The organism is Mesorhizobium sp. C399B (genome assembly GCF_030323185.1).
Classification (GTDB): Bacteria; Pseudomonadota; Alphaproteobacteria; order Rhizobiales; family Rhizobiaceae; genus Mesorhizobium.
On record NZ_CP100472.1, the window covers coordinates 6,184,909 to 6,209,355 of the forward strand.

At 61.2% G+C, this 24,447-nt stretch carries 26 protein-coding genes and 1 tRNA gene; 14 read left to right on the forward strand and 13 right to left on the reverse strand.

The features are described from left to right. The first annotated feature begins 76 nt into the window (after positions 1–76). The 4 genes from NLY36_RS29525 (at position 77) to NLY36_RS29540 (ending at position 2,421) form a co-directional block, all read left to right on the forward strand. Positions 77–307, forward strand: a complete 231-nt coding sequence (locus tag NLY36_RS29525; RefSeq protein WP_245260285.1) for a hypothetical protein — start codon at positions 77–79, stop codon at positions 305–307. A gap of 413 nt (positions 308–720) precedes the next feature. Next, a complete protein-coding gene (locus NLY36_RS29530) occupies positions 721–924 on the forward strand; it encodes a CsbD family protein (RefSeq protein WP_023673385.1) in 204 nt (67 codons plus the stop codon). A gap of 396 nt (positions 925–1,320) precedes the next feature. Beyond that, positions 1,321–1,611 (forward strand): helix-turn-helix domain-containing protein, encoded by a 291-nt coding sequence (locus NLY36_RS29535; RefSeq protein ID WP_031249300.1) that lies wholly within the window; start codon positions 1,321–1,323, stop codon positions 1,609–1,611. 132 nt (positions 1,612–1,743) lie between these two features. Then, on the forward strand, positions 1,744–2,421 hold the full coding sequence (locus NLY36_RS29540; RefSeq protein WP_023736445.1) for a cation efflux transmembrane domain-containing protein: 678 nt from the start codon (positions 1,744–1,746) through the stop codon (positions 2,419–2,421). A 205-nt stretch (positions 2,422–2,626) separates the two neighbouring features. On the opposite strand, the gene NLY36_RS29545 is transcribed toward NLY36_RS29540, so the two are convergent. Beyond that, entirely contained in the window at positions 2,627–3,574 is a 948-nt protein-coding gene (locus tag NLY36_RS29545) for a hypothetical protein (RefSeq protein ID WP_023736446.1), read from the reverse strand. Continuing rightward, complete coding sequence (locus tag NLY36_RS29550; RefSeq protein ID WP_023736447.1) at positions 3,574–4,119, reverse strand: DUF6932 family protein; 546 nt, start codon at positions 4,117–4,119, stop codon at positions 3,574–3,576. Before NLY36_RS29550 ends, NLY36_RS29545 begins: the two co-directional genes overlap by 1 nt. Positions 4,120–4,815: 696 nt before the next feature. Between NLY36_RS29550 and NLY36_RS29555 the strand changes: the two genes are divergently transcribed. After that, positions 4,816–5,136: a hypothetical protein gene (locus NLY36_RS29555; RefSeq protein WP_023736449.1), complete on the forward strand. Its 321-nt coding sequence runs from the start codon at positions 4,816–4,818 to the stop codon at positions 5,134–5,136. A gap of 416 nt (positions 5,137–5,552) precedes the next feature. On the opposite strand, the gene NLY36_RS29560 is transcribed toward NLY36_RS29555, so the two are convergent. The 6 genes from NLY36_RS29560 to NLY36_RS29585 form a co-directional block, all read right to left on the reverse strand. Continuing rightward, positions 5,553–6,200: a phosphoribosyltransferase gene (locus tag NLY36_RS29560; RefSeq protein WP_023736451.1), complete on the reverse strand. Its 648-nt coding sequence runs from the start codon at positions 6,198–6,200 to the stop codon at positions 5,553–5,555. 29 nt (positions 6,201–6,229) lie between these two features. Beyond that, a complete protein-coding gene (locus tag NLY36_RS29565; protein WP_245260286.1) occupies positions 6,230–6,985 on the reverse strand; it encodes a DNA-processing protein DprA in 756 nt (251 codons plus the stop codon). A gap of 172 nt (positions 6,986–7,157) precedes the next feature. Further along, positions 7,158–7,424, reverse strand: a complete 267-nt coding sequence (locus tag NLY36_RS29570; protein ID WP_023736453.1) for a hypothetical protein — start codon at positions 7,422–7,424, stop codon at positions 7,158–7,160. Between the two features lie 84 nt (positions 7,425–7,508). Next, positions 7,509–7,913, reverse strand: a complete 405-nt coding sequence (locus NLY36_RS29575) for a hypothetical protein (protein WP_156933239.1) — start codon at positions 7,911–7,913, stop codon at positions 7,509–7,511. 216 nt (positions 7,914–8,129) lie between these two features. Further along, positions 8,130–8,203, reverse strand: a tRNA-Gln gene (locus NLY36_RS29580). A 146-nt stretch (positions 8,204–8,349) separates the two neighbouring features. After that, positions 8,350–9,297 (reverse strand): lysylphosphatidylglycerol synthase domain-containing protein, encoded by a 948-nt coding sequence (locus tag NLY36_RS29585; protein ID WP_023736455.1) that lies wholly within the window; start codon positions 9,295–9,297, stop codon positions 8,350–8,352. 349 nt (positions 9,298–9,646) lie between these two features. Between NLY36_RS29585 and NLY36_RS29590 the strand changes: the two genes are divergently transcribed. Both NLY36_RS29590 and NLY36_RS29595 read left to right on the forward strand, forming a co-directional pair. Then, positions 9,647–10,990: a Ppx/GppA phosphatase family protein gene (locus NLY36_RS29590; protein WP_023736456.1), complete on the forward strand. Its 1,344-nt coding sequence runs from the start codon at positions 9,647–9,649 to the stop codon at positions 10,988–10,990. Positions 10,991–11,237: 247 nt separating this feature from the next. After that, on the forward strand, positions 11,238–11,948 hold the full coding sequence (locus tag NLY36_RS29595; protein ID WP_023700576.1) for an RlmE family RNA methyltransferase: 711 nt from the start codon (positions 11,238–11,240) through the stop codon (positions 11,946–11,948). A gap of 222 nt (positions 11,949–12,170) precedes the next feature. On the opposite strand, the gene NLY36_RS29600 is transcribed toward NLY36_RS29595, so the two are convergent. Further along, entirely contained in the window at positions 12,171–13,592 is a 1,422-nt protein-coding gene (locus NLY36_RS29600) for an MFS transporter (RefSeq protein WP_023736457.1), read from the reverse strand. A gap of 242 nt (positions 13,593–13,834) precedes the next feature. On the opposite strand from NLY36_RS29600, the gene NLY36_RS29605 reads away from it, so the two are divergent. The 5 genes from NLY36_RS29605 to NLY36_RS29625 all read left to right on the forward strand — a co-directional run bounded on the left by NLY36_RS29605 (position 13,835) and on the right by NLY36_RS29625 (position 17,208). Further along, positions 13,835–14,080 carry a type II toxin-antitoxin system Phd/YefM family antitoxin gene (locus tag NLY36_RS29605; RefSeq protein ID WP_023673036.1) on the forward strand — a complete coding sequence of 82 codons (246 nt, stop codon included), beginning with the start codon at positions 13,835–13,837 and terminating at the stop codon, positions 14,078–14,080. Continuing rightward, positions 14,077–14,532, forward strand: a complete 456-nt coding sequence (locus NLY36_RS29610) for a PIN domain-containing protein (RefSeq protein ID WP_023673035.1) — start codon at positions 14,077–14,079, stop codon at positions 14,530–14,532. Before NLY36_RS29605 ends, NLY36_RS29610 begins: the two co-directional genes overlap by 4 nt. Before the next feature lie 142 nt (positions 14,533–14,674). Continuing rightward, entirely contained in the window at positions 14,675–16,177 is a 1,503-nt protein-coding gene (guaB, locus tag NLY36_RS29615) for an IMP dehydrogenase (protein WP_023736458.1), read from the forward strand. A 19-nt stretch (positions 16,178–16,196) separates the two neighbouring features. After that, complete coding sequence (locus NLY36_RS29620; protein ID WP_023749016.1) at positions 16,197–16,766, forward strand: hypothetical protein; 570 nt, start codon at positions 16,197–16,199, stop codon at positions 16,764–16,766. Positions 16,767–16,788: 22 nt separating this feature from the next. After that, positions 16,789–17,208, forward strand: a complete 420-nt coding sequence (locus NLY36_RS29625; protein ID WP_023736459.1) for an MAPEG family protein — start codon at positions 16,789–16,791, stop codon at positions 17,206–17,208. A 62-nt stretch (positions 17,209–17,270) separates the two neighbouring features. On the opposite strand, the gene rnd is transcribed toward NLY36_RS29625, so the two are convergent. The 3 genes from rnd to NLY36_RS29640 form a co-directional block, all read right to left on the reverse strand. After that, entirely contained in the window at positions 17,271–18,422 is a 1,152-nt protein-coding gene (gene rnd, locus NLY36_RS29630; RefSeq protein ID WP_023705815.1) for a ribonuclease D, read from the reverse strand. Positions 18,423–18,497: 75 nt separating this feature from the next. After that, entirely contained in the window at positions 18,498–19,742 is a 1,245-nt protein-coding gene (locus tag NLY36_RS29635; protein WP_023750462.1) for an MFS transporter, read from the reverse strand. 104 nt (positions 19,743–19,846) lie between these two features. Then, positions 19,847–21,052, reverse strand: coding sequence for an MFS transporter (locus tag NLY36_RS29640; RefSeq protein WP_023734159.1), 1,206 nt, complete (start codon positions 21,050–21,052; stop codon positions 19,847–19,849). Positions 21,053–21,164: 112 nt separating this feature from the next. Here NLY36_RS29640 and NLY36_RS29645 point away from each other — a divergent pair, with 112 nt between their 5' ends. Next, on the forward strand, positions 21,165–21,923 hold the full coding sequence (locus NLY36_RS29645) for a DeoR/GlpR family DNA-binding transcription regulator (protein ID WP_023734158.1): 759 nt from the start codon (positions 21,165–21,167) through the stop codon (positions 21,921–21,923). Here the strand turns inward: NLY36_RS29645 and NLY36_RS29650 are convergent. Next, a complete protein-coding gene (locus tag NLY36_RS29650; protein ID WP_023734157.1) occupies positions 21,920–22,339 on the reverse strand; it encodes a hypothetical protein in 420 nt (139 codons plus the stop codon). The genes NLY36_RS29645 and NLY36_RS29650 overlap by 4 nt on opposite strands. Before the next feature lie 223 nt (positions 22,340–22,562). Between NLY36_RS29650 and aspS the strand changes: the two genes are divergently transcribed. Next, entirely contained in the window at positions 22,563–24,350 is a 1,788-nt protein-coding gene (gene aspS / locus NLY36_RS29655; protein WP_023682421.1) for an aspartate--tRNA ligase, read from the forward strand. Positions 24,351–24,447 lie beyond the last annotated feature (97 nt).

Below are 24,447 nucleotides of genomic sequence, written 5' to 3' on the forward strand. Positions count from 1 at the left end.
CTGACCCACCGTCCGGCGATTCAAGCCGCTAGGCTGAGATCGGTTCCGGAACATTTTAGCTCGAATGCATGTTTCAATGATTATGAAGATCGAAGCCGACGAATGCCGGGTAGCGCTGACGCTGATCCGGCGCACTATCGAGGAGCACTGTCCTCCTGGCGTGCTGCCGAGCGAAGAGATGGTCAACGGGCTCTATGGTCCGGAACTGATTCATGAGGCGGAAGCACTGGCGACGGCCATCATAGCGGCCATCGATCAGATGCAATTGCGAGTGATGATGAAACCGCCGTCCCCTAGTATCAAATAGGGCGAACACTCCGGCGCCTCTCTAAGTTTCCTCATTTTTAGGTGGAGAGCGCCGGACGCAGACCTTCCGCCGCGTCCAAGAGGCTTCACGGAGATCTAGGAAAGTTAACAGGCTTCCATCAACCGGCTACCCGCAGGAGCAGTGCGACACCGATCCCATAAGGGATCAGCAGTGCCGCCAAGGCGATCCACAGGCCTGGATCGGCGAATACCTGCATCTGGCTGCGAAGCTGTTCCATTGCACCAAACGGCGAAAGGCCCGCTGTGTTCCAAAACTGAAAAGGCCGGCGCACTCAAGCTGGCGATGGGCATTAGGTTCCATTGCTAGATCACGAGCAAGCGCGCTTACCTGCAGCGGAACCTGACGGCCATACGACCGTTATTCGAAAGGACGAACGAAAGGAGATCGCCATCATGGACTGGAATCGCGTCGAAGGAAATTGGAAGCAATTCAAAGGTAAGGTCAAGGAGCAGTGGGGCAAGCTCACCGATGATGATCTCGACCGCATAGCCGGCAACCGCGATCAGCTCGAAGGTACGATCCAGGAACGTTACGGCATTGAGAAGGATCGCGTGCGGCGAGACGTCGACGACTGGTATGGTCGGCAAGACTCGTAGGATACGACAGTTGAACCTTTTCAAATAAAGGGCGCCGTCATGAACCGCGCCCTTTTCGCGTTTGTGGCATCCGTGCGCCGCTCGGCTCGGCCTTGAACAAGCGATTTATGGGAACGTGTCGGCTCCCAGCCGCGTTGATCTCCACAATGGAGATTGTAGAAATGTCCGTCCTCAAACAAGATTACCGAACGAACAAGGCCGACTACCTGATAGCGAAAAGGCCAGATCTGGTTGAGCGGACGAAGCCGAAAAAGAAGACATTGCAGCGTGACGATCAGCGTTCCGCAAAGTTATTGGAAAACCCCTCCGCATTACCCGAGAGGCCGGCCTCACGCCGTTAGAGAAACGCAGTAGGTCAAGAGGAACATTTTAGCGATTTTGAATGTTCGACTGTCTATGAACAGCCGAACCGTACTGTCAGCAGACCAATCCAGAGCAGCACGGGCCCTACTGAACTGGTCGCGTGTGCGACTTGCCGCAAAGGCCGATCTTAGCGAAATGGCCATCAGCGATCTTGAGAACGGATTCAGGAAATCGCGTCCCCACAACATCGCGGCGATCCGCAAAGCGTTGGAGGACGCCGGAATTGTCTTCACCGCCGAAGGCACTCCATCGCTCGCCCGCTCAGAAGGTGATAGCGGCCTCGCCACCGACAATAGACAGTGGCGTCGGCGGCAGAGGAAATAATAAGGGCGAAAAGCCCACTCAGGAGCGTCTCAGGCTCGGAACTCACACCGGAAAGCTCGTAATGCATAGCGGTGTCTTTCGCACACCTGCCTAAATTCCTATATGCTTAGCGCAAAGCAGGAGTGATCCCAAATGGGCGCAGCGTGTTGCGGACATCATCATAACGAAGCCGAGGAGCAGAAGGCCAATGCCGGCTACCGGCGGGCGCTCTGGCTTGTCTTGGCGATTAACGCGGCAATGTTCGCAGTCGAGATCGGCGCGGGCGTAGCGGCTGGCTCTGCCTCGCTACAGGCCGATGCGCTAGACTTCCTTGGTGACGCCGGCAACTACGCTATCAGCCTTTTTGTGATCGGCATGGCGCTTCGCTATCGCGCGTCCGCCGCGTTGGTCAAAGGCGCTACCATGGGGCTGTTCGCGGCCTGGGTCATTGGCATTGCCATCTGGAATACTGCTCACGGCACGTTGCCCGGCGCTTTAACGATGGGCACAGTCGGCTTTGCAGCCTTGCTGGCCAATGCCGCTTCATTCGGCCTGCTTTGGGCGTATCGAGGCGGTGACGCGAACATGCGTTCCGCATGGATTTGCACCCGCAACGATGTTCTAGGCAACCTTGCCGTCCTGCTTGCCGCCGCTGGCGTCTTTGGAACTGGCTCCGGCTGGCCTGACATTGCGGTGGCAGGAATCATGGCCGCGCTTGCGCTTCAAGGGGCCGTTACCGTCATCCGGCAGTCGCTTGCCGAGTTGCAGACATCCCGCACATTGTCTCCCGCTGAGAGTCACATAAGATCAGCTAGCCAGCGGGCTTTGTGAATGGGATGGCCCGCGCTTGCTTCCGAGCGCGCGGGCCGACCATGATGAGTCAGGGCATCTTGGTCACCGGCACGGACCGCTGAAGAACGAGCCGGGTGTGACCGAACAGCCTCAGAGCGAGGATGTTCCCAACTGACGCAAAAAGCCGCCAGCGAGAGCCGGCGGCTTTTGGGTCACTGAGCCACACAGGGACGTTGGTTGGCCCTCAGCCTAATGGCACCAGATTCTGCAGCACCTTGTGCTCTTTGATCACTTTTCCGTTCCGCATGGTTCTGATGTAATTGATCGAAGCTCTCACGGGCTTAAGGAGCAAAGTTTCTTTGAACTGCAAGTCGGCCAGATATTTTAGCGCGAGGTCATCGGCCACGCTGCCTTTCAACGTGCCACCATCATCGCCTGGTAGGCGCATTTCGAACTGGTGAGCATCTGGTAGGATGCCAAGCAAGGTCCCATCGACCTCCTCAACATCCTCCTTTACCTCGACGGTTTTCAGCCGCTTGTATAAAGCGTCAACCTGCGGTCCCGTCAGCCCTACAGCGTGTTCGTCTCCGACGATACGGGTGCTAGCCCCAGCCTCCTGAAGCACCTTCGTGAATTTCTGGACAGCAGCGACCATCCTTGGTTGCGTATCCGCCAATAAGGCATCAAAATTCTCATCCGTTTGGTCAGCGGTCATGGAGCCGATTAAAGCCGTCGCGCTCTCGACGGCCTGCTTTAATGGAGTGGCAATCATCTCCTGTTGATCTGGCGCGAGCTCTTCGAGCATGAAACCCATCGACCCTCGAACGAGATCGCGAATAAATAGCCTTCCTTTTCCCGACCCTTTGACGGGGCCTCGCTCTGGCAAATCCTCGCCAGCCTGGGACGCAAGCGCGATTGAGATCATCTTCTGATAGCTGTTGAGGGCATCAGTGGAGAAGTCTAACCGAATGTCTCCCTGCCCAATCACCGGCAATCCATCGAAAATCAGAGCAACACTAGCGTAGCTGTTGCTCCCAGCTTTCAACTCGGCAATGCGAAGGTTCAGTTCCCGAAGCCGGTTTTCCCACATCAATCGTGATGTGCCCCATGCTCCTTGTTTGGCTTCGTCGCGCTGACGCTCAACGAACTGGCGGTCGGTTTCGAGAGATTCAAGGGAGAGTAGCGTTGGCATCAAGCTCCCCCTAACATTTTTGCTGCTTCCTTGTCGGCACCCGGGTCAATCACAATCGCAAGAAAGCCCTTCCATGCGAAGGTGTCTCTCTGATGCGAAAATAAGCTGTACCAATACATAACCTGCTGGAGCATGTCGCCAAGGGCCGTTTGTTCCACCAGGAGCGCATAGGTGTCGAGTTTCAAATTCGCCTTGTTATGTTCCCTGTTAGCGACCCGATCGCGCCAGAAAGCTTCGCCCTCTGCTAATATGTCAGGCCCAGCACCTAGGTATTTGGCCGGCAAGTTCAGAATGCTAAATACGTCTATGTCGCTTGGCGGCCGTTTCGCCACGGACTCGATGTCCTCCACAAAGCTTCCATCGACGAACTGCAGCCCTGACACATAGCCTTCGCCAGCGAGCAGTGTGCGGTAGCTGATCAGATTTGACAGGAGTGCCCGACGCTCCACGGAGGTGCCAAAATTCTGAACCACCTCTGTGATATGCGCGAAGTAAGGCGATCGGCTGGCCGTCGTCGTTGCATCGACGCCAACAAACGGCGGCAACAGCCCGTTCCCACCAAAACCTGGTATCGGCAAGAGCCCCCTCCCACCCGGATTAGATCGTTCATACTCTACGGACATTCGTAAACAAGTCTGCAACCAAAGTGCGAATGGGGGAAAGTTTTTTGTCGACATCCGTAGACGCAAAACGTTCTCTGCAGTCTGTCCAGAAGGAACGGCCAGTCACTCCGCGCCGCGTTTATTCTCAGTCCACTTCATTCTGAGCGCAACGTTGAGGCCAGCCACCTCGCAGCACCCGCCAGATGTCCGCCAATAACAGGGTCACCAGAGACGCTAACGCCGCCGCAGCCATGCTTGTTACGCCGAGGGCACCGAGCCCCATCAGTTTTTCACCGGGTGACGCCGGCTGTTACGGCCTTCGCCCAGTCAGCTCTTCGCTGAGCGATGAAACCGCACCTTCCGCCCTGCAGCCCGCCAGTTTCGAGCAACGCACCAAAAGGTAAAGCTGGCGCATCAGGATTGGCAGAGGCGTCAACGACCTTTATAACGCCATCTGAGCGAAAGCTCAGGGGCGTGAGAACCCCTTCAGGTGGCGGCACCAGTGCTGCCGATATCCGCACTCTCCGACCAAGGTCGGGGAGGCATACGTGTATGTCCAGGGCGAAAGCCTAAAGGCGTATGCGGCCTTCCACCTGAAGGCTTCTCAACTCCCCGATCTGGTCACAGGGGAGGCGCAAAATGAAGATTGTTCGGGCTCTGAAATTCACCGCTATCGTAAGCTTGCTTTTCACTCAGGCAGCACTGGCGCAATCGGTGACACTGAATCGGCCCGGAGAGAGTTGGGTCATTGTTTGGCAGAACGGTTCTGCATCTCGCCAAGGAAACGTTCTCATGAATGAGCCTGGCGGCATCGATCTGATCATGCCGTTTGTGGCCTGTGTCGTTAAGCCCGGCACCCGTGCAATCATCACCAGTGATACCGGCTATTTCAAATGGGTTGTGGTTGCGGATGGGGACTATCGGGGCTGTAGGGGAGTGGTTTCTCCCGGCGATATTTAACAAGCTTCATTGCCCTGATTGGGCCAGCCATTGCAGGGAAATCGATCTGGCTCGACCGCACGCGCGACGAATTTTATTGCCGCAGGCTGCACTTCACCAATGGCGATAGATGTGGAGAACCAGCAGTCCGACAATCGCCCATACGCCTACCTCGATGTTGTTTAATCGCCGTCTGATCCCTACGAGATTGAAATTCGAAACTAACGGAACGGTCCGAAGCTCATCAGCTAGAATACTGGCGTCCTGATCTCCGGGATTGTCCATCCTAGCGATTAGCTTTTCGACTCGCCTGTCGTGTGCGTCCTGCATGTCGGCGAACAGCATCGTTGATTCTCCGTTCTATGACGCCCGGACTTTAGCATCAGCGGGGGTCGGCAAGGATTAAACAACTGCGCACTGTCACGCCTGGTGCCAGTCTACGGTCGCTTCGGAATTATCAATTCTTCGTCTGGCACCGCGAATGGGTCTGGTAGCTGTTCGTGAAGGGTCCGGCCGCAGGAAATCACGCAGCTAGGTATTTTAAGTTGGTCGGCCAATCGCCACGCTGAAGCAACGGCATGCCCGCCCGAGGTGAATACATCGTCAACGAGAACCACAGTGCCAACCGGAAGTTTGCCGGTCAGGACCAAATCCGGCAGCAGGACTTCTGGCCTTCGCGAAGCAATGTCGGTGCTCTTGGGTAGCTGTCGCTTCCATCGCAACACATCTGCCACAACAACGGCCCCACTGGTGGCCCTGCGGACGGCGTGAGCGATCAAAGCCGTTCTTGGTGCAGCAGAACTGCCGATCACAGCCGATCTGTTTGGGATTGGAACAAGAACTTTCGGCCCCCATCCCTGCGCTCGGACGTATTGGGCGGCCCACTCACCGAACCAATCCATCGCCCGGTCCTTGTTTCCGTCGGTGATCATGACGGAAGAGCCGCCGATTTTCACATGGGCATACTGACTGGAGTTGATCGATTTCCCTTTTACCGCATGAACCAACAGTGTGGCGTTGTAGTCGGCTCTACGCATTTGACCAACAGCGCTAGTCAGATACTGCGCCCGAAAATAAACTCGCATACTTTTCAATCCGCTCAATCGGCGAGCTACTACAGCAATCTACTGGTAATATCCGAAATATCTTTAAGCGGAACACAGTTTTCGTACTCCAGAAACTTTTTTGGCCAGCTTAGTCGAGGATCTTCGACCACTGAGTTAGCGATAAAAAGCCAACGGCCTAACTTGGTGCACTCGACCGCCTGATGCAGCGTTCCTGATGTATCCGAAGCTTCCACAATAACGCTCGCGTCGGTGAGTGCTGCCATAAGGCGGTTTCGCTTCGGGAAGTCCGATGGGAATGTGCGCTGGCCCGGGCGAAACTGAGAAATAAGCAAATGGTGCCGATAGATTTCCATCTGCGTTTCGGCGTGTTCTATGGGGTAGGCCTTTTCGATTGGCGTTCCAATCACGGCGATAGTTTTGCCGCCGGCGTCCATGGCACCGCGATGCGCCGCAATGTCGACGCCCTTGGCTAGACCACTAGTCACGACAATCCCGAAGCCAGTGAGTTCTCTAGCGACGCGCCTGGCTCTAGCCTGCCCTTCCGGAGATACGTCCCGTGCGCCGATCACCGATACGCACCTGTTTAGTAGGAAAGTGAGGTCGCCAGAATAATAGATAGCAAGGTCCGCGTCATCTTGATCGCGGAAGAGGTTAGTCTGGGTTTCAGGGAATGGCCGACGCGTGTAGTCTAACAGTTGCTGAAGCGGTATAGTCTCAGCTTCAAATGGTCGAACGTAAGGCGATCCGCGACCAGACTTTGGACCGGAACTTTCTCGCTGTTTCTTTGCCATACGTTGCAGCAACACGTTCCCCAGCGTTTGCCAGCCCCGCCTTCGCGGGAAGGCTATTGCGATTCGTCTGGCGACGATAGCTAACTCTGGCGTTCAACTGTGGACAAGACTACCAAATTATATAACTGAGTCCTGCATGAGAGGCAAATTTTCCTAGCTTGAGGAAAATGGTCAGGGTCTTGGATTAGATATCATTCTTCTTTGTGTGCCGCTCGCCTTCCAGCGTAATAGCCGCGTGTCGGACACGTGATGACACCGGAATATGCTTGGGCAGTTCTGGCCCCAACTCGATAAACCCACGTCCTTGCAATTCCTTCTGAGCCTGTTCGCACTCTTCAGGATCGTCAAACAATGCCGCCAACGTGTCTGGAAATTCGTATGCAAGTTGCGGAATCTTGTTGTCTCGAAAATGTCGGAGGATTTTTTTAGCGCCTTCGCTCAAGTCTGACATGCAGTCCACCCTTCACCGCGCTTGTTTCAGGCGAATAGATAGCGTTGAAAAACCAAAATTCAACAGTGATTTTGGATGAGGCCGCTACCGGTGCACGCGCAACGCCGCCAGCTGGTCGATCGATTGTCCGCCACGGCGAAGCCCCGTGTACAGGCTATCTACGTTGGCCGCCTCATGCTCATATAAAATGTGGCCGTAGCTCAAGCCTACCATCATCGCCATAAGGTCGCTGGCATGTTCGGGATTGTCGGCGAGGCATGCCGCGACCTTGGCGTCCAGGATCGGCTTCCAGTTTTCGATGTCGATCGCGACGGCGTCGCTGGCCTCGCGACGAAGCCGGGCGAAGATCGTCCTAATATCCAATTCTCGCATCGATTCCGAATAGGTGAGACCGCGCCGGCGGGCATCCATCATGAAGCGTTCGAAATCGGCTTGGCCCGGCGTTCCTTGGATTACGTCCAGGAGATCAGGAAGCTTGGCCAGCGCCATGCCGCCGACGCAAAGGATGACCGGGGTGAAATAGAGGATGTCAGACCATACCATGACGATGCCCTTTCATGTCGCGTCCATGTCGCGTCGAGTAGCGGCGAACGGATGAGAACCGTTGAGAATCAAGGCGAACGTGTCGCAACGTGTCGCGGCACCAAATCGCGAGAAACGGAAATCCCCATCGGTCTAAGTTTGTGATTTCATTTGGAAAAATGCTGGCTGGGGAACCTGGATTCGAACCAGGACTAACGGAGTCAGAGTCCGTGGGTCTACCGTTAACCTATTCCCCAGCAGGCGCTGTCGCGCTGGTGGGCCGCCGAAGCAGCCGCGCGTGCCTTGTAGCCGCCGCCGGAAAATAGTCAAGCCTGCGTTGCATTTCAATCTCGGTGTTTCATCAGCCAATTGCGCCAGGCGGGCGCTGTCGCCCGGCGCGACCTCAACTGTCCGTCCGGCTGTATTGCGAGTGCTCGAAGAACAGCACCACGCCAAGCGCGATCAGCAGCGGGATGATCAGGTAGAACAGCCGGAACACCAGAAGTGCCGCCAGCACGCCGACCGGGTCCATATCAGACAGGCCGGCGAGGAACACGACCTCGAACACGCCGAGCCCGCCCGGCGCATGCGAGATCTGCGCAACCGAGAACGACACCAGGAACACGCCGAGGATGACGAAATAGCCGGGATTGCCGGCAACGGGCAGGGCAAAGAAGATGATCGCCGCCGCCGCCAGAAGCTCGATCGGGCCGATCAGCAATTGCCGCGCCACGATCGGCAGCGCCGGGTAGTGCAACTGGAAGCCGGCGATTTTCAGCGGCTTCAGATGCAGCCAGCTGCCGAAGATGTAGGCGCCGACCAGGATCAGCAAAGCGATGCCGGCGGCGATCGCCAGGCCGTGGTGCGGGGCGCCGGAAAAGCGGTCGATGATTGCAGGCTCGAAAACCAGCACCAGGCCGCCGACCAGAATGCTGGAGAGCACGAAGGTGATCCAGCAGATCGCCACCAGAATGCCGACATCCTGGCCGGTCAGCCCCCTGGTGCCGTAGGCGCGGTAGCGGATCACGGCGCCCGAAAACACCGAGCCGCCGATATTGTGCGACAGCGCGTAGGTGGTGAAGGAGCAGAAGGTGACGAACAGCCACGACACTCGTCTGCCGATATGCAAGAGCGCGATGTGGTCATAGCCGGCGAGCGAGGCATAGGCGACCACCGAGCTCAGTGCCGCCAGCATCCAGCCGCGCGTCGGGATGGCGGATATGCCGTCCCAGACATCGTCGATCGAGATGCCGCGCAGTTCATGCCACAGCAACAACAGCGACCCGATGACCGCCGCGACACCGATGACCGGCCACAGATAGCGCTTCCAATTCGTGGCCCCCCAATTCATGGAGTTGTCGTCATGCGTTGCTGCCCATCGCCCAGGCGGGCGTTAAAACGTCCGCGATTCACCAATTCCCCCTCATTTCAGAAATGCCTCATTGAAACCGGCTATTCAACCGGCAAGGGTGAGCAGCCGGTTCGCCAACGGCGAATTCGTCGTGCCAGTGGCAAGATGAAAGGCTAGCGAACGCCGGGACGCTGCAAAGCAGCGGGGATTTGGCAGGACGCAGCCGGCAAAATTTGAGTCCTTGCTCTTGGTGATCCGGTCCGGCGCTGCTACTCTGGCGGCAACTTAAAAGATTGAAGCGCCTGCTGCGTCCGGTTTTCCGGTTCGCGCGGCGCCGGAAGGAACTGAAGTGGAAGACCACGACACCGGCGCTGGCGCGCCGGAAGTGGGCGTGTCCAGGGCTTCGCCGCCATCAGGCGGGCCAAGCCCATCCGCCGGGCGGCCCCGCCAGGCGGGGCCCCAGTCCGGCAACGGACAGGCCGGCGACGCCCAGCATCAGCGCGGCAAGGCGAGAAAGCGGCGCAAGCGCCGGCGTGGGCGCAAGGTTTTTGCGCGCGACGACAGCCCTCTCGCAACGGCCGCGGCGGTCGGTGCGCCGGCCTTCGTCGGCCCGGCCGCTCCAGCGCCCGTGCCTTTGCCCTCGGCCCCACAACCCCGACCGGAACAGCCCATGCATCGGCCGCCGATGCAGGAACTGCCGGTGTTTGCCGCGCTCGATCTCGGCACCAACAATTGCCGGCTGCTGGTCGCGGTGCCGCAACGCCATGGCCAGTTCCGCGTCATCGACGCCTTCTCGCGCATCGTCCGGCTGGGCGAGGGGCTGACGGCGAATGGGCACCTGAGCCAGGCGGCGATGGACCGCGCCGTCGAGGCGCTGAAAATCTGCGGCGACAAATTGCGCAACCGCAAGATCAGGAAAGCCCGGCTGATCGCCACCGAAGCCTGCCGCACCGCCGACAATGGCGTCGAATTCCTGCAGCGCGTCGAGCGCGAGGCAGGGCTGAAGTTGGAAATCATCGACCGCCAGACCGAAGCGCGGCTTGCTGTATCCGGCTGCGGCTCGCTGGTCGAGCGCGACACGCAAGGCGTGGTGCTGTTCGACATTGGCGGTGGCTCGTCCGAAATCGCGCTGATCGACCTCACCGGCCAGCGCTCGCCGCGGCTGGCCAACCACATCGTGTCGTGGACCTCGCTGCCGGTCGGCGTCGTCTCTCTGGCCGAACGCTTTGGCGGCCGCACGGTGACGCGCGAGATCTTTGCCGCCATGGTCGACGACGTCGCGGTGCGGCTGAAAGCCTTCGACGGCCGCGACCGGCTGAGCCATGTGCTGGCCAGTCCGAAATTCCATCTGCTGGGCACATCCGGCACGGTGACGACGCTGGCCGGCGTCCATCTCGATCTCGAACGCTACGACCGCCGCCGCGTCGATGGGCTGTGGATGGACCGCGACAGCGTCGACCGCATGGTCGAAAAGCTGGTTGGCTGGGATTTCCAGCAGCGCTGCGCCAACCCGTGCATCGGCGCCGACCGTGCCGACCTGGTGCTGGCCGGCTGTGCTATTCTTGAAGCGATACGTGCGGTGTGGCCGTCGGAGCGGCTGCGCGTCGCCGACCGTGGTCTGCGCGAAGGCATTTTGAGCGAGCTGATGGCCGATGACGGCGTCTGGCGCAACAGTGGGCGGGGCCGAGCATGATCCGCATTGCTTTGGTGAACGGTCGACCCCCACTCCGTCGAGCTTCGCTCGACACCTCTCCCCCGATCGACGGGGTAGAGGAAGGGCGCGAACTTATGCAGACCAGCGCCTTTCCTCTCCCTCCGGAGGGGGGAGAGGTGGCGCCGCGAAGCGGCGACGGAGTGGGGGAAGCCCTTCGCGAAACGCGAAGCCGCCGAAAAACGGCGGCAACTCGGCGAGTGCAAAAACTCAAACAAGAAAAAAAGTCATGACCAAGAAGCCGGAAAAGCCGGGCTCCGCCAGCATTCGTGTCCTCAAAACGCGGATCAAGAAGAAGTCGGGCCTGAAAGAATCGTCGCGCCGCTGGCTGCAACGCCACATCAACGATCCCTACGTTCAGCGCTCCAAGGCCGATGGCTATCGCTCGCGCGCGGCTTACAAGCTGATCGAGATCGACGACAAGCATCATCTGCTGAAACCCGGCATGAAGGTCATCGACCTCGGTGCGGCCCCCGGCGGCTGGTGCCAGGTGGCGGCCGCGAGGACCAAGTCGACGGCAGAAAATCCGCATGTCATCGGCATCGACTATCTCGAAATGCCCGCCGTGCCCGGCGCGCCGGTGCTGCTGATGGACTTCCTTAACCCCGAGGCGCCGCAAAAGCTCGCCGAAGCGCTGGGCGGCGACCCCGATGTCGTGCTGTCCGACATGGCGGCGCCGACCACCGGCCACAAGCGAACCGACCACATCCGCACCATGCATCTGTGCGAAGTGGCCGCCGATTTCGCGCTGTCGGTGCTGAAGCCGGGCGGGCACTTTCTGGCCAAGACGTTTCAGGGCGGCGCGGAGAACGAGCTGCTGTCGATGCTCAAGAAGAACTTCCGCTCAGTGCATCACGTCAAGCCGCCGGCGTCGCGCGATGAGTCGGTGGAGTTGTATCTGCTGGCGAAGGATTTTAAGGGCAGAGACGGCACGGCGTGAAAGACGCTTCGTAGCGTTCCGTCCCTCTGTCCTGCCGGACATCTCCCCCGCAAGGGGGGAGATTGGCAGTTGCGACCGCCCCCGCCTCGCCGTTCCTTCAAAGTTGCAAGATTGGCGAAAGCCGCGTGATATCCGATCTCCCCCCTTGCGGGGGAGATGGCCGGCAGGCCAGAGGGGGGGGTGAAGGATCGCCGACGTCGACAATTTTCGTCGCGCCGCCCCTTACTTCCCAGCCGTGCTCACCGGCTCCAGCGTCTTCGGCGTCGTCAGCCGGCCATGTCCCGACACGGCATTGCCGGCATCCGGCGCCAGCCGCGTGAACGACACCGACGCCGCCGCTGACACTGCCGCCACGATGAAGAAGGCAATGTGGAAATCGCCGAGCATCAGCGGGCCGCCATGGATCGAGGTCGAGACTTCCAGGATGCCGCCGGCCAGCGCCACGCCGAGTGCGATCGACAGTTGCTGGAACACCGCCGTGATCGGCGTTGCCTTGCTGGTGTCCTCGGCCGACACTTCGGCATAGGAGAGCGCATTGACGCCGGTGAAGAACATCGAGCGGATAAACCCGCCGACCAGCAATATCGCCAGCATCAGCGCGTAAGGCGTCTCCGGCGTGAACAGGCCGTAGATGGCGATCGATGTGGCGGCGATCAGCGAGCCCCAGATCAGCACCCGGCGGAAGCCGGCGAGCCGGAAGATCAGCGCGGTGACGAACTTCATGCCAATGGCGCCGATGGCCGAGACGAAGGTGATCATGCCCGACTGGAACGGCGTCAGCCCGAACCCGATCTGGAACATCAGGGGCAACAGGAACGGCACCGCGCCGATGCCGATGCGAAACAGCGAGCCGCCGAGCACCGAGGAGCGGAACACCTGGTTGCGGAACAGTTCCAGCGCCAGCAGGGGATTCTTGGCGCGCCGCGCATGCAGCAGATAGAGCACGCCGGAAATCAGCCCGACCGCCACGGTGATGAGGCCGGTCGCCGGCGGCAGATAGGGCAGGCTGACCACCGACAGGCCAAAGACGACGCCGGAGGCCGCCAGCCCGCTCAGCACGAAACCGACGAAATCGAGCGGCGGCGTCTCCATCGAGTCGGTTTGCGGCAGGAAGCGCGTCGCCAGCCAGATGCCGATCAGGCCGATCGGCACGTTGATCAGAAAGATCCAGTGCCAGGTGAAATAAGTGGTGATGAAGCCGCCGATCGGTGGTCCGACGAGCGGTCCGACCAGCGCCGGCACCGTCAGCCACGACATGGCGGCAACCAGCTCGCTCTTCGGCGTCGCGCGCACCAGGACCAGCCGGCCGACCGGCGTCATCATGGCGCCGCCTATGCCTTGCAGGAAGCGCGAGACGACAAAGGCCGGCAGCGAGTTGGAGACGGCGCAGCAGACCGAGCCGACGATGAACACGCCGATCGCGGCGCGAAAAATGGTCTTGGCGCCAAACCGGTCGGCCATCCAGCCGCTGATCGGAATGAAGATGGCCAGCGACACCAGATAGGCGGTCAGCGCCAGCTTGAGCGCGATCGGGCTGGTGTGGATGTCGACGGCGATCGCCGGCAGCGATGTCGCAATGACGGTCGAATCCATGTTTTCCATGAACAAGGCGACCGCCAGAATGAGCGGAATGATGCGGTTCAACGAACGCGTCCGAATTGGCCAAAATTGCGTGCCGGCCAATCCAGGCAATGAAAAGGCGGGGCAAGCGATACGAACCGGCGGTTATCACGCCTCAGGCGCGATGTCGCATTAATTTGCTGTCACTTTTGTGCGACCGTGGGCGGACAAGAGGCGTCGCTGCGTTTCGCCACATTGAATGAACTTGCGAAAATTGACCGGGTTCACTATGCTGTAGTGAATATAACTACTATATGGACAATGCCATGGAAGAAGCCGTTTCCGCAGCCGACGCCAACCGCAAATTCTCGCTCCTCCTGCGCGGTGTCCGCGAAGGACAGAGCTATGTCGTGACCAGCCATGGGCGTCCCGTGGCGCGGATCGTGCCTGCAGGGCAGCCCGACCCTGCGGCGTCTCGTTCGCGCACAGCGCTGCTGTCGCGCCTCGAACGCCAGCCTGTTGTAGAAGCCGGGCGCTGGAGCCGCGACGAGCTTTACGAGGACGAGCGGTGAAGGTCGCGCTCGATACCAACATCCTTGTTTATGCCGAGGGGATCAACGGAGCCGAGAAGCGCGACATCGTTTTCGGCCTGCTGCACGACATTGCGCAAGAGGCAGCCGTCATTCCAGTCCAAGTGCTCGGCGAATTGTTCACCGTTCTCACACGCAAGGCCGGACGATCACGTGCACAAGCGCGCGACGCCCTGTTGAGCTGGCGCGACGCGTTTCCGGTTGTCGGCACGACGCCGGAGGTGATGACGGTCGCGGCTGATCTTGCGACCGATCACCATTTCGGCATCTGGGATGCGACCATCCTGTCTGTTGCCTCGCAAACCGGTTGCCGGCTGCTGCTGTCGGAAGATCTGCAGGACGGCTTCACCTGGGGCGGCGTAACGGTCGTCAATCCTTTCGCGTCACCGCGCCATGTCTTGCTCGATGCCCTGTTGGGCAAGTCCGCCGAATAGGCCACGACCGGCTTTTCAACCACGCCGCGACGTGTTACCAGCCAGCGCCAATCCTGAAAGGGAAGAAACGAGTCGGCGCTGTCCATTTCGGTCCAGCGCTTTTTTGTATTCTCCCAGCGCTTTTCGTATCCGAGGACTGGCCATGGCAAAAATCATCGAAACGTCCACCGGCGCGCTGGCGCTGACCTTTGACGACGTGCTGTTGCAGCCCGGTCATTCCGAGGTCATGCCCGGTGAGACCGACATCCGCACCCGCATCGCCACCGACATCGACCTCAACGTGCCGATCCTGTCGGCCGCCATGGACACCGTCACCGAGGCGCGGCTCGCCATCGCCATGGCGCAGGCCGGCGGCATCGGCGTCATCCACCGCAATTTCTCGCCGGCCGAACAGGCCGAGCAGGTTCGCCAGGTCAAGAAGTTCGAATCGGGCATGGTCATCAATCCGGTCACCATCGGCCCCGACGCCACGCTCGCCGACGCGCTGGCGCTGATGCGCACCTATTCCATCTCGGGCATTCCGGTTGTCGAGAATGGCGGCACCGGCGGCCAGAAGATCGGCCGCCTGGTTGGTATCCTGACCAACCGCGACGTGCGCTTCGCCTCCGATCCGGGGCAGAAAGTTTACGAATTGATGACCCGTGAGAACCTGATCACGGTCAAGGAGAATGTCGACCAGGACGAGGCCAAGCGGCTGCTGCACCAGCACCGCATCGAAAAGCTCGTCGTCGTGGACAAGTCCGGCAATTGCGTCGGCCTGATCACCGTCAAGGACATCGAGAAGTCGCAGCTCAACCCGCACGCCACCAAGGATGCGCAGGGGCGCCTGCGGGCGGCGGCCGCCACCAGCGTCGGCGATGACGGCTTCGAGCGCGCCGAGCGGTTGATCGATGCCGGTGTCGACCTCCTGGTCATCGACACCGCGCATGGCCATTCGCAGCGCGTGCTCGATGCGGTGACGCGGGCCAAGAAGCTTTCCAATTCCGTCCGCATCCTGGCCGGCAACGTCGCCACCGCCGAAGGCACGCAGGCGCTGATCGACGCCGGCGCCGATGCCGTCAAGGTCGGCATCGGCCCGGGCTCGATCTGCACCACGCGCATCGTCGCCGGCGTCGGCGTGCCGCAGCTTTCGGCGATCATGTCGGCGGTCGAGACGGCGCATAGATCAGGCGTGTCGGTCATCGCCGACGGCGGCATCAAATATTCGGGTGACCTGGTCAAGGCGCTTGCCGCGGGCGCCAGTGCGGCCATGATCGGTTCGCTGCTGGCCGGCACCGACGAAAGCCCGGGCGAGGTCTATCTGCATCAGGGCCGCTCCTTCAAGGCCTATCGCGGCATGGGCTCTGTCGGCGCCATGGCGCGCGGCTCGGCCGATCGCTACTTCCAGGCCGAGGTTCGCGACACGCTGAAACTGGTCCCGGAAGGCATTGAAGGGCAGGTGCCCTACAAGGGACCTGTGTCTGGCGTGCTGCACCAGCTTGCGGGAGGGCTAAAAGCCGCTATGGGTTATGTCGGTGGCCGCGACCTTGCCGATTTTCGCGAACGCGCCACCTTTGTGCGCATATCCAACGCCGGACTTCGTGAAAGCCACGCCCATGACGTCACGATTACCCGCGAAAGCCCGAACTATCCTGGCGGAGCCTGACCGGCAGCCAGAGCGGTACATGCTCTGGCGCCACCAGGCGACGATCGTGCTGCGGCTGGCGCGCCATGCCGGCGCGCTGTGCTTTGCCGCCGCGGCGGTTTTCATCATCATGACGCTGCTGGAATTCTTCTATTTCCGCCGGCTGAGCGGTGGCCTGCCGTCGCTCGACGTGCGCCTTGGCGGGTTCACGCCCGATGAGGGCATGGCCTGGCTGACGGCACTCGGCCGACGCGGCAGCGAGATCATCCTGGTCTGGCACTATTTGACTTTCGACCTTCTCTTCCCGGCGCTGCTGTCGCTGACCATGGTCAGCCTGATCCTGGCAACGGGGCGGCGGCTGAAGAATTTTCGTGCCATGCCGGTGCAGCTTCAGGCGCTGTTCGCGCTGGTCATCGTGCTGCCCTACACATGCGCCGACTACGCCCAGAACATTGCGGTGGCGCGGCTCTTGTCCGATGCGCTGTCGGCCAACCCGGATTCTCTGTCTTTCGCCTCGTCGCTGATCGTCACCAAATTCGCGCTGCTGGCGATCCCCGTCATCGTCATCGCGTTTTTGATCCTTGCCGCCCAGCGGCGTCCACAGGCATGAACGACAGAGCAGGGGCAACGCCATGAGCCAGACCGCGATTTTCTGGCCGATGCCGGCGCAGGTGTTGCTCGTCTATATCGTCTATGTCGTGATGGGCCGGCGCCGCTACGGCGCGGTCAAATCGGGCGAGGCCAAGGTCGGTCAATACAAGGTGCGCACGACCGAGCCCGGGTCGAGCGTCACGGTTGCCAACAATCTCATCAACCAGTTCGAACTGCCGGTGCTGTTCTATGTGCTGTGCCTGGCGCTGCACGCGACCAATGGCGTCAATTATCTGACCCTGGCGTTGATGTGGATTTTCGTGATTTCCCGCTATGGCCACGCCTGGGTCCACCTCACCAGCAACAATCTGCGGTTTCGCAGCCGCGCCTTCTACGTCGGCGCGATCATTCTCTTGTTGGCATGGATCTGGTTCGCGCTACACCTGCTCGGAGCGGTGTAGGGCAGTCGCTTACCCTCCCCCTTGTGGGGAGGGTCGCTCCGCGCAGCGGAGCGGGGTGGGGTCTACAAATCGAACACCGCGATCTTGCGCTTGTCGAACTTGATGCCGATTTCGCCGCGCACCAGCTTCAGTGCGGCTTCGCCGAACACGGCGCGTCGCCAGCCCTGCAGGGCCGGCACGTCGGCATCCTCGCCCTCGGCGGCGATGCGGTCGATGTCGTCGCTGGACGCCAGCACTTTCGAGGCGACGCCTTCCTTCTCGGCGACGATCCGCAACAGCACTTTCAATAGCTCGGAGGCGGCATTGGAGCCCTCGGGCGGCTGAAAGCTCTTGGGCAGCTTCGGCATTTCTTCGCGGGGCAAAGCGAGCGCCGTGTTGACCGCGCCGAGCAGCGCCGTTGCCGTCGATGACCGTTCCCAGCCTTTCGGCGTGGTGCGCAGCTTGCCAAGGGCTGCCGCATCGCGCGGCGCCTGCTGGGCGACCTCGTATATGGCGTCGTCCTTGAGCACCCGGCCGCGCGGCACGTCACGCTCGCGCGCCTCGCGTTCGCGCCATGCCGCCACCGTCTGCACGATCGCCAGCTCCTGCGGCTTGCGCAGCCGCATCTTCAGCCGCTTCCAGGCGTCTTCGGGGTGCGGATCGTAGGTCTCGCGCGAAGTCAGCACCTCCATTTCCTCGTTTAGCCAATGGGCGCGGTTTTCCCGCTCCAGTTCGGCGCTGAGATGCTTGTAGACGTCGATCAGATGGGTGACGTCGGCCAAGGCATAGTCGAGCTGCTTGTCCGACAGCGGCCGGTGGCGCCAGTCGGTGAAACGCGAGGATTTGTCGAGCCGTGCGCCGGTGATGCGCTGCACCAGCTGATCGTAGGAGACGCTGTCGCCGAAGCCGCAGACCATGGCCGCGACCTGGGTGTCGAACACCGGATGCGGCACCAGATCGCCGAGATGGACGATGATTTCAATGTCCTGGCGCGCGGCATGGAAAACCTTGACCACCGCTTCATTGGCCATCAGCCGGAAGAATGGGGCGAGGTTGATGTCGGGCGCCAGCGGGTCGACCAGCGCGGTGACGCCTGGCGCCGCCATCTGGATCAGGCACAGAATCGGCCAGAATGTCGTTTCGCGGATGAATTCGGTGTCGACGGTGACGAAATCCGACTTTTCAAAAGCGGCGAGAACGGACTCGAGCTCATTTTGGGTGGTGATGACGTGCATCAAATCGCTTTTTAGTAACGGGTAAGGTTCTCTTTCAATTTCAGCCATGGGCGCTTTCGTCAAGCCGCCCTTCGGTCAAGTATCAGCCGATCCGTCGGAATCGCCATTCCTGCGCGCCAGCCGCGCGAAGACGGTTGATGTGCGCAGCAGCGCCGTGAAGCGGCTGCGCTTGCCCGCCGGCACGCTGCCGCGCACCTGCATGCGGTAGAGAATGACGGCGATGAGGGTGGCGTAGACGACTGCGCTGAAGACAAACAGGGCGCCCGGTCCGAAATGTTGCATCACTGCGGACGCCGCGAAGGGGCCACCAATGGCGCCGAAGGAATAGAACAGCATCAAGGCGGCGTTGATCAGCACGAACTCGCCCTTGTCGGCGCGGTCGTTGGAATGCGCCGCCGACAGCGAATAGAGCGGCATGGCGAAGCTGCCGAAGATGAAGACGATGATCAAATTGAGGGTCGGATCGGCGCCGGCGACGAAGACCAGCGCCAGCGCGGCGAACATGGCGCCGCATGTCGTGGCCAAAAGCACCGCGCGCCGATCCCAGCGGTCGGAGAGGTAGCCCAGCGGATACTGGATGAGGGCGCCGCCGAAGATGCCGACGCTGACGAAGGTGACGACATCGGCCACCGACATGCCGATCTGTTCGGCATAGACTGGCGACAGCGTGCGGAACGCGCTGTTGGTGACGCCGACGCAGATGCAGCCGAAGCAGCCGAGCGGCGAAATCCGCCAGACGCGGGCGAGATCGAGCTTGACGTCTTCCGGCGGCGTCGGGTTGGAGCGGTCGCCGAGCGACACCGGAACCAGCGACAGCGTGATCATCATCGACATGATGGCGAAGATGGCAAAGCCGCCGGGGCCGAAGATCGGGATCAGGAACTGTGCGCCGGTCACCGAGCCGATATCGACCATGCGGTAGATGGCCAGCACGCGCGCACGATCCTTGTTTTCGACGCCGGAGTTCAGCCAGGCTTCCATGACGGTGAACAGGCCGGCAAAGCAGAAACCGCCGGCAAAGCGCACCGCGCACCACATCACCGGATCGATCACCAGCACCAGGAGCAGCGTACTGGCCGCGGCGATGGCGGCCAGTGCTGAAAACGTCCGGACATGGCCGACTGCCTTGAGGATACGGGTGACGGCCAGGCACCCCAACAGGAAGCCGGCGAAATAGAACGTGCCCATCAGGCCGATGTCGGAGGCCGAAAATCCTTCCTGCGCGCCGCGCAGCGCGATCAGCGTGCCCTGCAGCCCGTTGCCGCCAAGCAGGATGCCGGCGGCGATGAGGAGCGGGATCAGCGGGCGGATGGAGGACATACGGAACCGTTGCTTAGGTGGCTCCACAGTTCTGAACCATCGGTGTGGCCAATGCCAGTGGCTTGTCCCGCCGCCAACAGGTGTGTGGCTTCAAGTGCGGCCGTTCAAGCTCCGTCGGCCCTCGCCAAAGCTTCGCTCGCCGGCGCAGGCTTGCCCCGGGCAGCCCTTCGGCCAAGCGAGCCGGCGGTCAGCAGGCTGAGCATGATGAACGGGATGCCGATACCGAAGGCCGAGCGGATGCCCCAATGGTCGGAGACGAAACCGAGCAGCGGCGGGCCGAGCAGGAAGGCGACGAAGGAAATCTGCGACAGCGCCGCGACATTGATCGTCGCGGAGCGGTCCGTCCGCTGGGCTGCCGCCGAGATCGCCAGCGGAAAGAGCACGCTGCTGCCAATGCCAAGTAGCGCAAAGCCCAGCATCGATACGAGCGGGGCAGGCGAGAAGAAGACGAGCAGCACGCCCACCGCCATCGTCGCCAGCAGCACCCGCGCCACGACGCTCGGCGAGTGGCGGTCGACAAAGGAGTCGGCAAAGAAGCGCGTGCTCGCTTGCGAGAATGCAAACAGCGCCACGGTGAAGCCGGCGACGAAAGGGCCCGCATCGAACACGGTGCGCATGTAGATTGCCGACCAGTCGATGCTGGCGCCTTCCATCAGCATCGCCGACAGTGTCACCGCGACGAGGACGAGGATCGGCAGCGTCGGCCGCGCCAGCCTTGGCGCCGTCTCGTCATTGCCGGCGAAGCGGCTCGGCGCCGGTTCGTAACCGCCGAGAAACAGCGCGATTCCTGTCGCCACCATCGGTACGACAATCGCCAGGTGCAGTTGCGGCGAAATGCCGAGATGCGCAAGCGCGGCGCCGAACAGGCCGGCGCCGAAAAAGCCGATGCTCCAGAACGAATGCGCCCGGTTCATGATCCGGCGCTTGAGCAGGAATTCGGTTCTATCGGCCTCGACATTGAGAATGATCTCGACGCTGCCGATCATCAGGCCGACCGGAAACAGCATCAGGAACAGCGCAAGCGGCCCAGGCGCATGCACGGCAATGGCAAAGACAACCGACAAAAGCGGCACCAGCCCGAGCAGCGCGCGGCGGAAGCCGATGCGCTCCAGGATCGGCGCCGCCAGCGTCAGCGCGGTCAAGGTGCCGATCGGCGTCCCGATCAGGCTTAGCCCGAGCGTGCCGTCCCCGATGCCCATGGCGTGCTTGATGTCGGGCAGCCGCGGGAAGATTTGGCCCATGGCGAACGAATAGATCGCAAAGCCGGCGTAGACCCGGTGTTGCGGAGCGAGGCGGAGGCCAAAGGTCATGACGATGCTTTCGGGGAAGAGAGTCGACGGTTGTCACTGTTTGATATGCCTACATCTTGCACAAACATGCAAATCGTGCAAGAACGTGCATGGAAAAAAACAGGATCATGCAATGCTGACCGATGAGCGGCATCAAATTATTCGCGATCGCCTGGCCGTCGAGGGAAGGGTGCTGGCCGGCGAGCTGGCAGGCCGCTTCGGCGTTTCGGAAGACACGGTTCGGCGCGACCTCAGGGAGTTGGCCAAGGCCGGGCAGTGCCGCCGCGTCTATGGCGGCGCGGTCGCGGCCGCACCCTTCGCGGCCACGCCGGTCGGCCTGCGCGCCGGCCATGCGGTCGAAGAAAAGACGCGGCTGGCCCGCGCGACCGTGGCACTGCTTTCGCGCGGACAGACCCTGTTCATCGACAGCGGCTCGACCAATGCCGCGATCGCCAGGGCCATCCCGCGCGACATCGATCTGACCGTCGCCACCAATTCGCTCGAAATTGCCTCCGTCCTGTCAGACCACGCTTTGGTCGAACTGATTGTGCTGGGCGGGCGGTTCGACCGCCATCTCGGCGCCTGCGTCGGCGCCGACACGCTTGCCGCTGTCGCGCAACTTGGCGCGGACCTGTTTGTTCTCGGCTCCTGCGGTCTCGATGCGTCGCGCGGCGTCACGGCCTTCGATTCGGCTGAGGCCGAGGTAAAGCGGGCCATGGCCAAGAACAGCGCAGGCATCGTCATCGCTGTAACCAACGACAAGCTGGCCACAGCCGCACCCTACCGGGTTGCCAGGCCAGAGGCGATCCGCCACCTCGTGGTCGAAAAGACCGCGCCGGCCGCAATCCTCGCCGACTTCGAACGCCAGGGCGCCGAAATCCATTTGGCTTAAACGGAGCTCGGCGCGCGGGCAGTCCGGGACGCAGCATGGGCGACGAACACTTCGACATCTTCCTTTGAATAGCCGAGAAGGGCTCCTTCAAGCCTCGCCAGATCATTCGATGTGAAGATGTCAAAGGCCTCTCCGCTGCGGCACATTCTGGAGATCAACAAGCTCAGTTTGCAGCGCCATTCTTCTGTCGGCAGGCAGTAGCAGCGCTCTTCCACTGAGGTTTTAGGAACAATCTGGGTGAACTTCAGGATGCGACCTTCGTCGACAAACGGTGCAAAACCTGCATCGCCAATATCGTCGGCGTCCATACCCGGTTCCGCCGCGAACAAGGCCATTGATTTGTCGCCCTGAAGCATCAGCTCCAATTCGCGGCCATTATGTGGCCCGACACCCGGCGGGACTGTGGGTTCTGGCATGAAGTATCTCCAGATCATTCGATGACTGCACTGTCGCGAGAAACACTTCTGGCGGCAATGCGCCAAGCCTGGCAAAGACTTCAACACTGACTAGCGGATAGAGAGACGACCCAAACCCGGCTTGCCTTGACAAATCGGGCCTCCCATGCGCTTTTCGCGCAAATTTTGGACCGGGCTTTGATGCTCGACCCACAACCCAGCACCCCGGAATTTTGACATGACAATGCATCGTTACCGCAGCCACACCTGTGCCCAGTTGAGAAAGAGCGATGTCGGCTCTTCGGTTCGCCTGTCGGGCTGGGTGCATCGCGTGCGCGACCATGGCGGCCTGCTGTTCATCGATCTGCGCGACCATTACGGCCTGACCCAGATCGTCGCCGATCCGGATTCGCCCGCCTTCAAGGTGGCCGAGACGCTGCGTGGCGAATGGGTGATCCGCGTCGACGGCGAGGTCAAGGCGCGCCTGCCGGACACCACCAACGCCAACCTGCCGACCGGCGAGATCGAGATCTTTGCCCGCGAGATCGAGGTGCTGTCGGCAGCCAAGGAATTGCCGCTGCCGGTGTTCGGCGAGCCCGACTATCCCGAAGACATCCGCCTGAAGTACCGTTTTCTCGACCTGCGCCGCGAGACGCTGCACAGGAACATCGTGGCGCGCACGAAAATCATCGCCGAGATGCGCAAGCGTATGACCGATGTCGGCTTCACCGAATTCTCGACGCCGATCCTGACGGCCTCGTCGCCGGAAGGCGCGCGCGACTTCCTGGTGCCGTCGCGCATCCATCCCGGCACCTTTTACGCGCTGCCGCAGGCGCCGCAGCAGTACAAGCAACTGATCATGGTTTCGGGCTTCGACCGCTATTTCCAGATCGCGCCCTGCTTCCGCGACGAGGACCCGCGCGCCGACCGTCTGCCCGGCGAATTCTACCAGCTCGACCTCGAAATGAGCTTCGTCGAGCAGGACGACGTGCTGTCGACCATGGAACCGGTGATGCGCGGCGTCTTCGAGACCTTCGCCAACGGCAAGCCGGTGACGCAGACATTCCAGCGCATTCCTTACGATGTCGCCATGCGCAAATATGGCTCCGACAAGCCGGACCTGCGCAACCCGATCGAGATGCAGGCCGTCTCCGACCATTTTCGCGATTCCGGCTTCAAGGTCTTCGCCAACATCCTGGCCAACGATCCGAAGGCCGAAGTGTGGGGCATTCCGGCCAAGACCGGCGGCAGCCGCGCCTTCTGCGACCGCATGAACTCGTGGGCGCAGGGCGAGGGCCAGCCGGGACTGGGTTACATCTTCTGGCGCAAGGAAGGCGACAAGCTTGAAGGCGCCGGTCCGCTGGCCAAGAACATCGGCGAGGAGCGCACCGAGGCGATCCGCCAGCAGCTCGGCCTTGCCGATGGCGACGCCGCCTTCTTCGTCGCCGGCGATCCGAAGAAGTTCGTTACCTTCGCCGGTGCCGCGCGTACGCGTGCCGGCGAAGAACTGAACCTTGTCGACCGCGAGCGCTTCGAATTGTGCTGGATCGTCGACTTCCCGTTCTTCGAATGGAGCGAGGAGGAGAAGAAGATCGACTTCGCCCACAACCCGTTCTCGATGCCGCAAGGCGGTATCGACGCGCTCAACGGCGACGACCTGCTCGGCATCAAGGCCTTCCAGTACGACATGGTCTGCAACGGCTTCGAGATCGCCTCTGGCGGTATCCGCAACCATTTGCCGGAAACCATGGTCAAGGCGTTCGAGACGGTTGGCCTCGACCGCGCCACGGTGGAAGAACGCTTTGGTGGCCTCTACCGCGCCTTCCAGTATGGCGCCCCGCCGCATGGCGGCATGGCGGCCGGCGTCGACCGTGTCGTCATGCTGCTGGTCGGCGCCAAGAACCTGCGAGAGATCACCATGTTCCCGATGAACCAGCAGGCCTACGATTTGTTGATGAACGCGCCTTCGGAAGCCTCGCCGCAGCAGTTGCGTGATCTGTCGCTGCGTGTCGCGGCAGTGAAGAAGGACTGACGGCAGCGTTGCAGCTGCCCTTTCTCCCCGTCTCTATACGGGGAGAAATGTCCGGCAGGACAATGAGGGGCAGCACGCATGCAGGCGATTGGCGAAC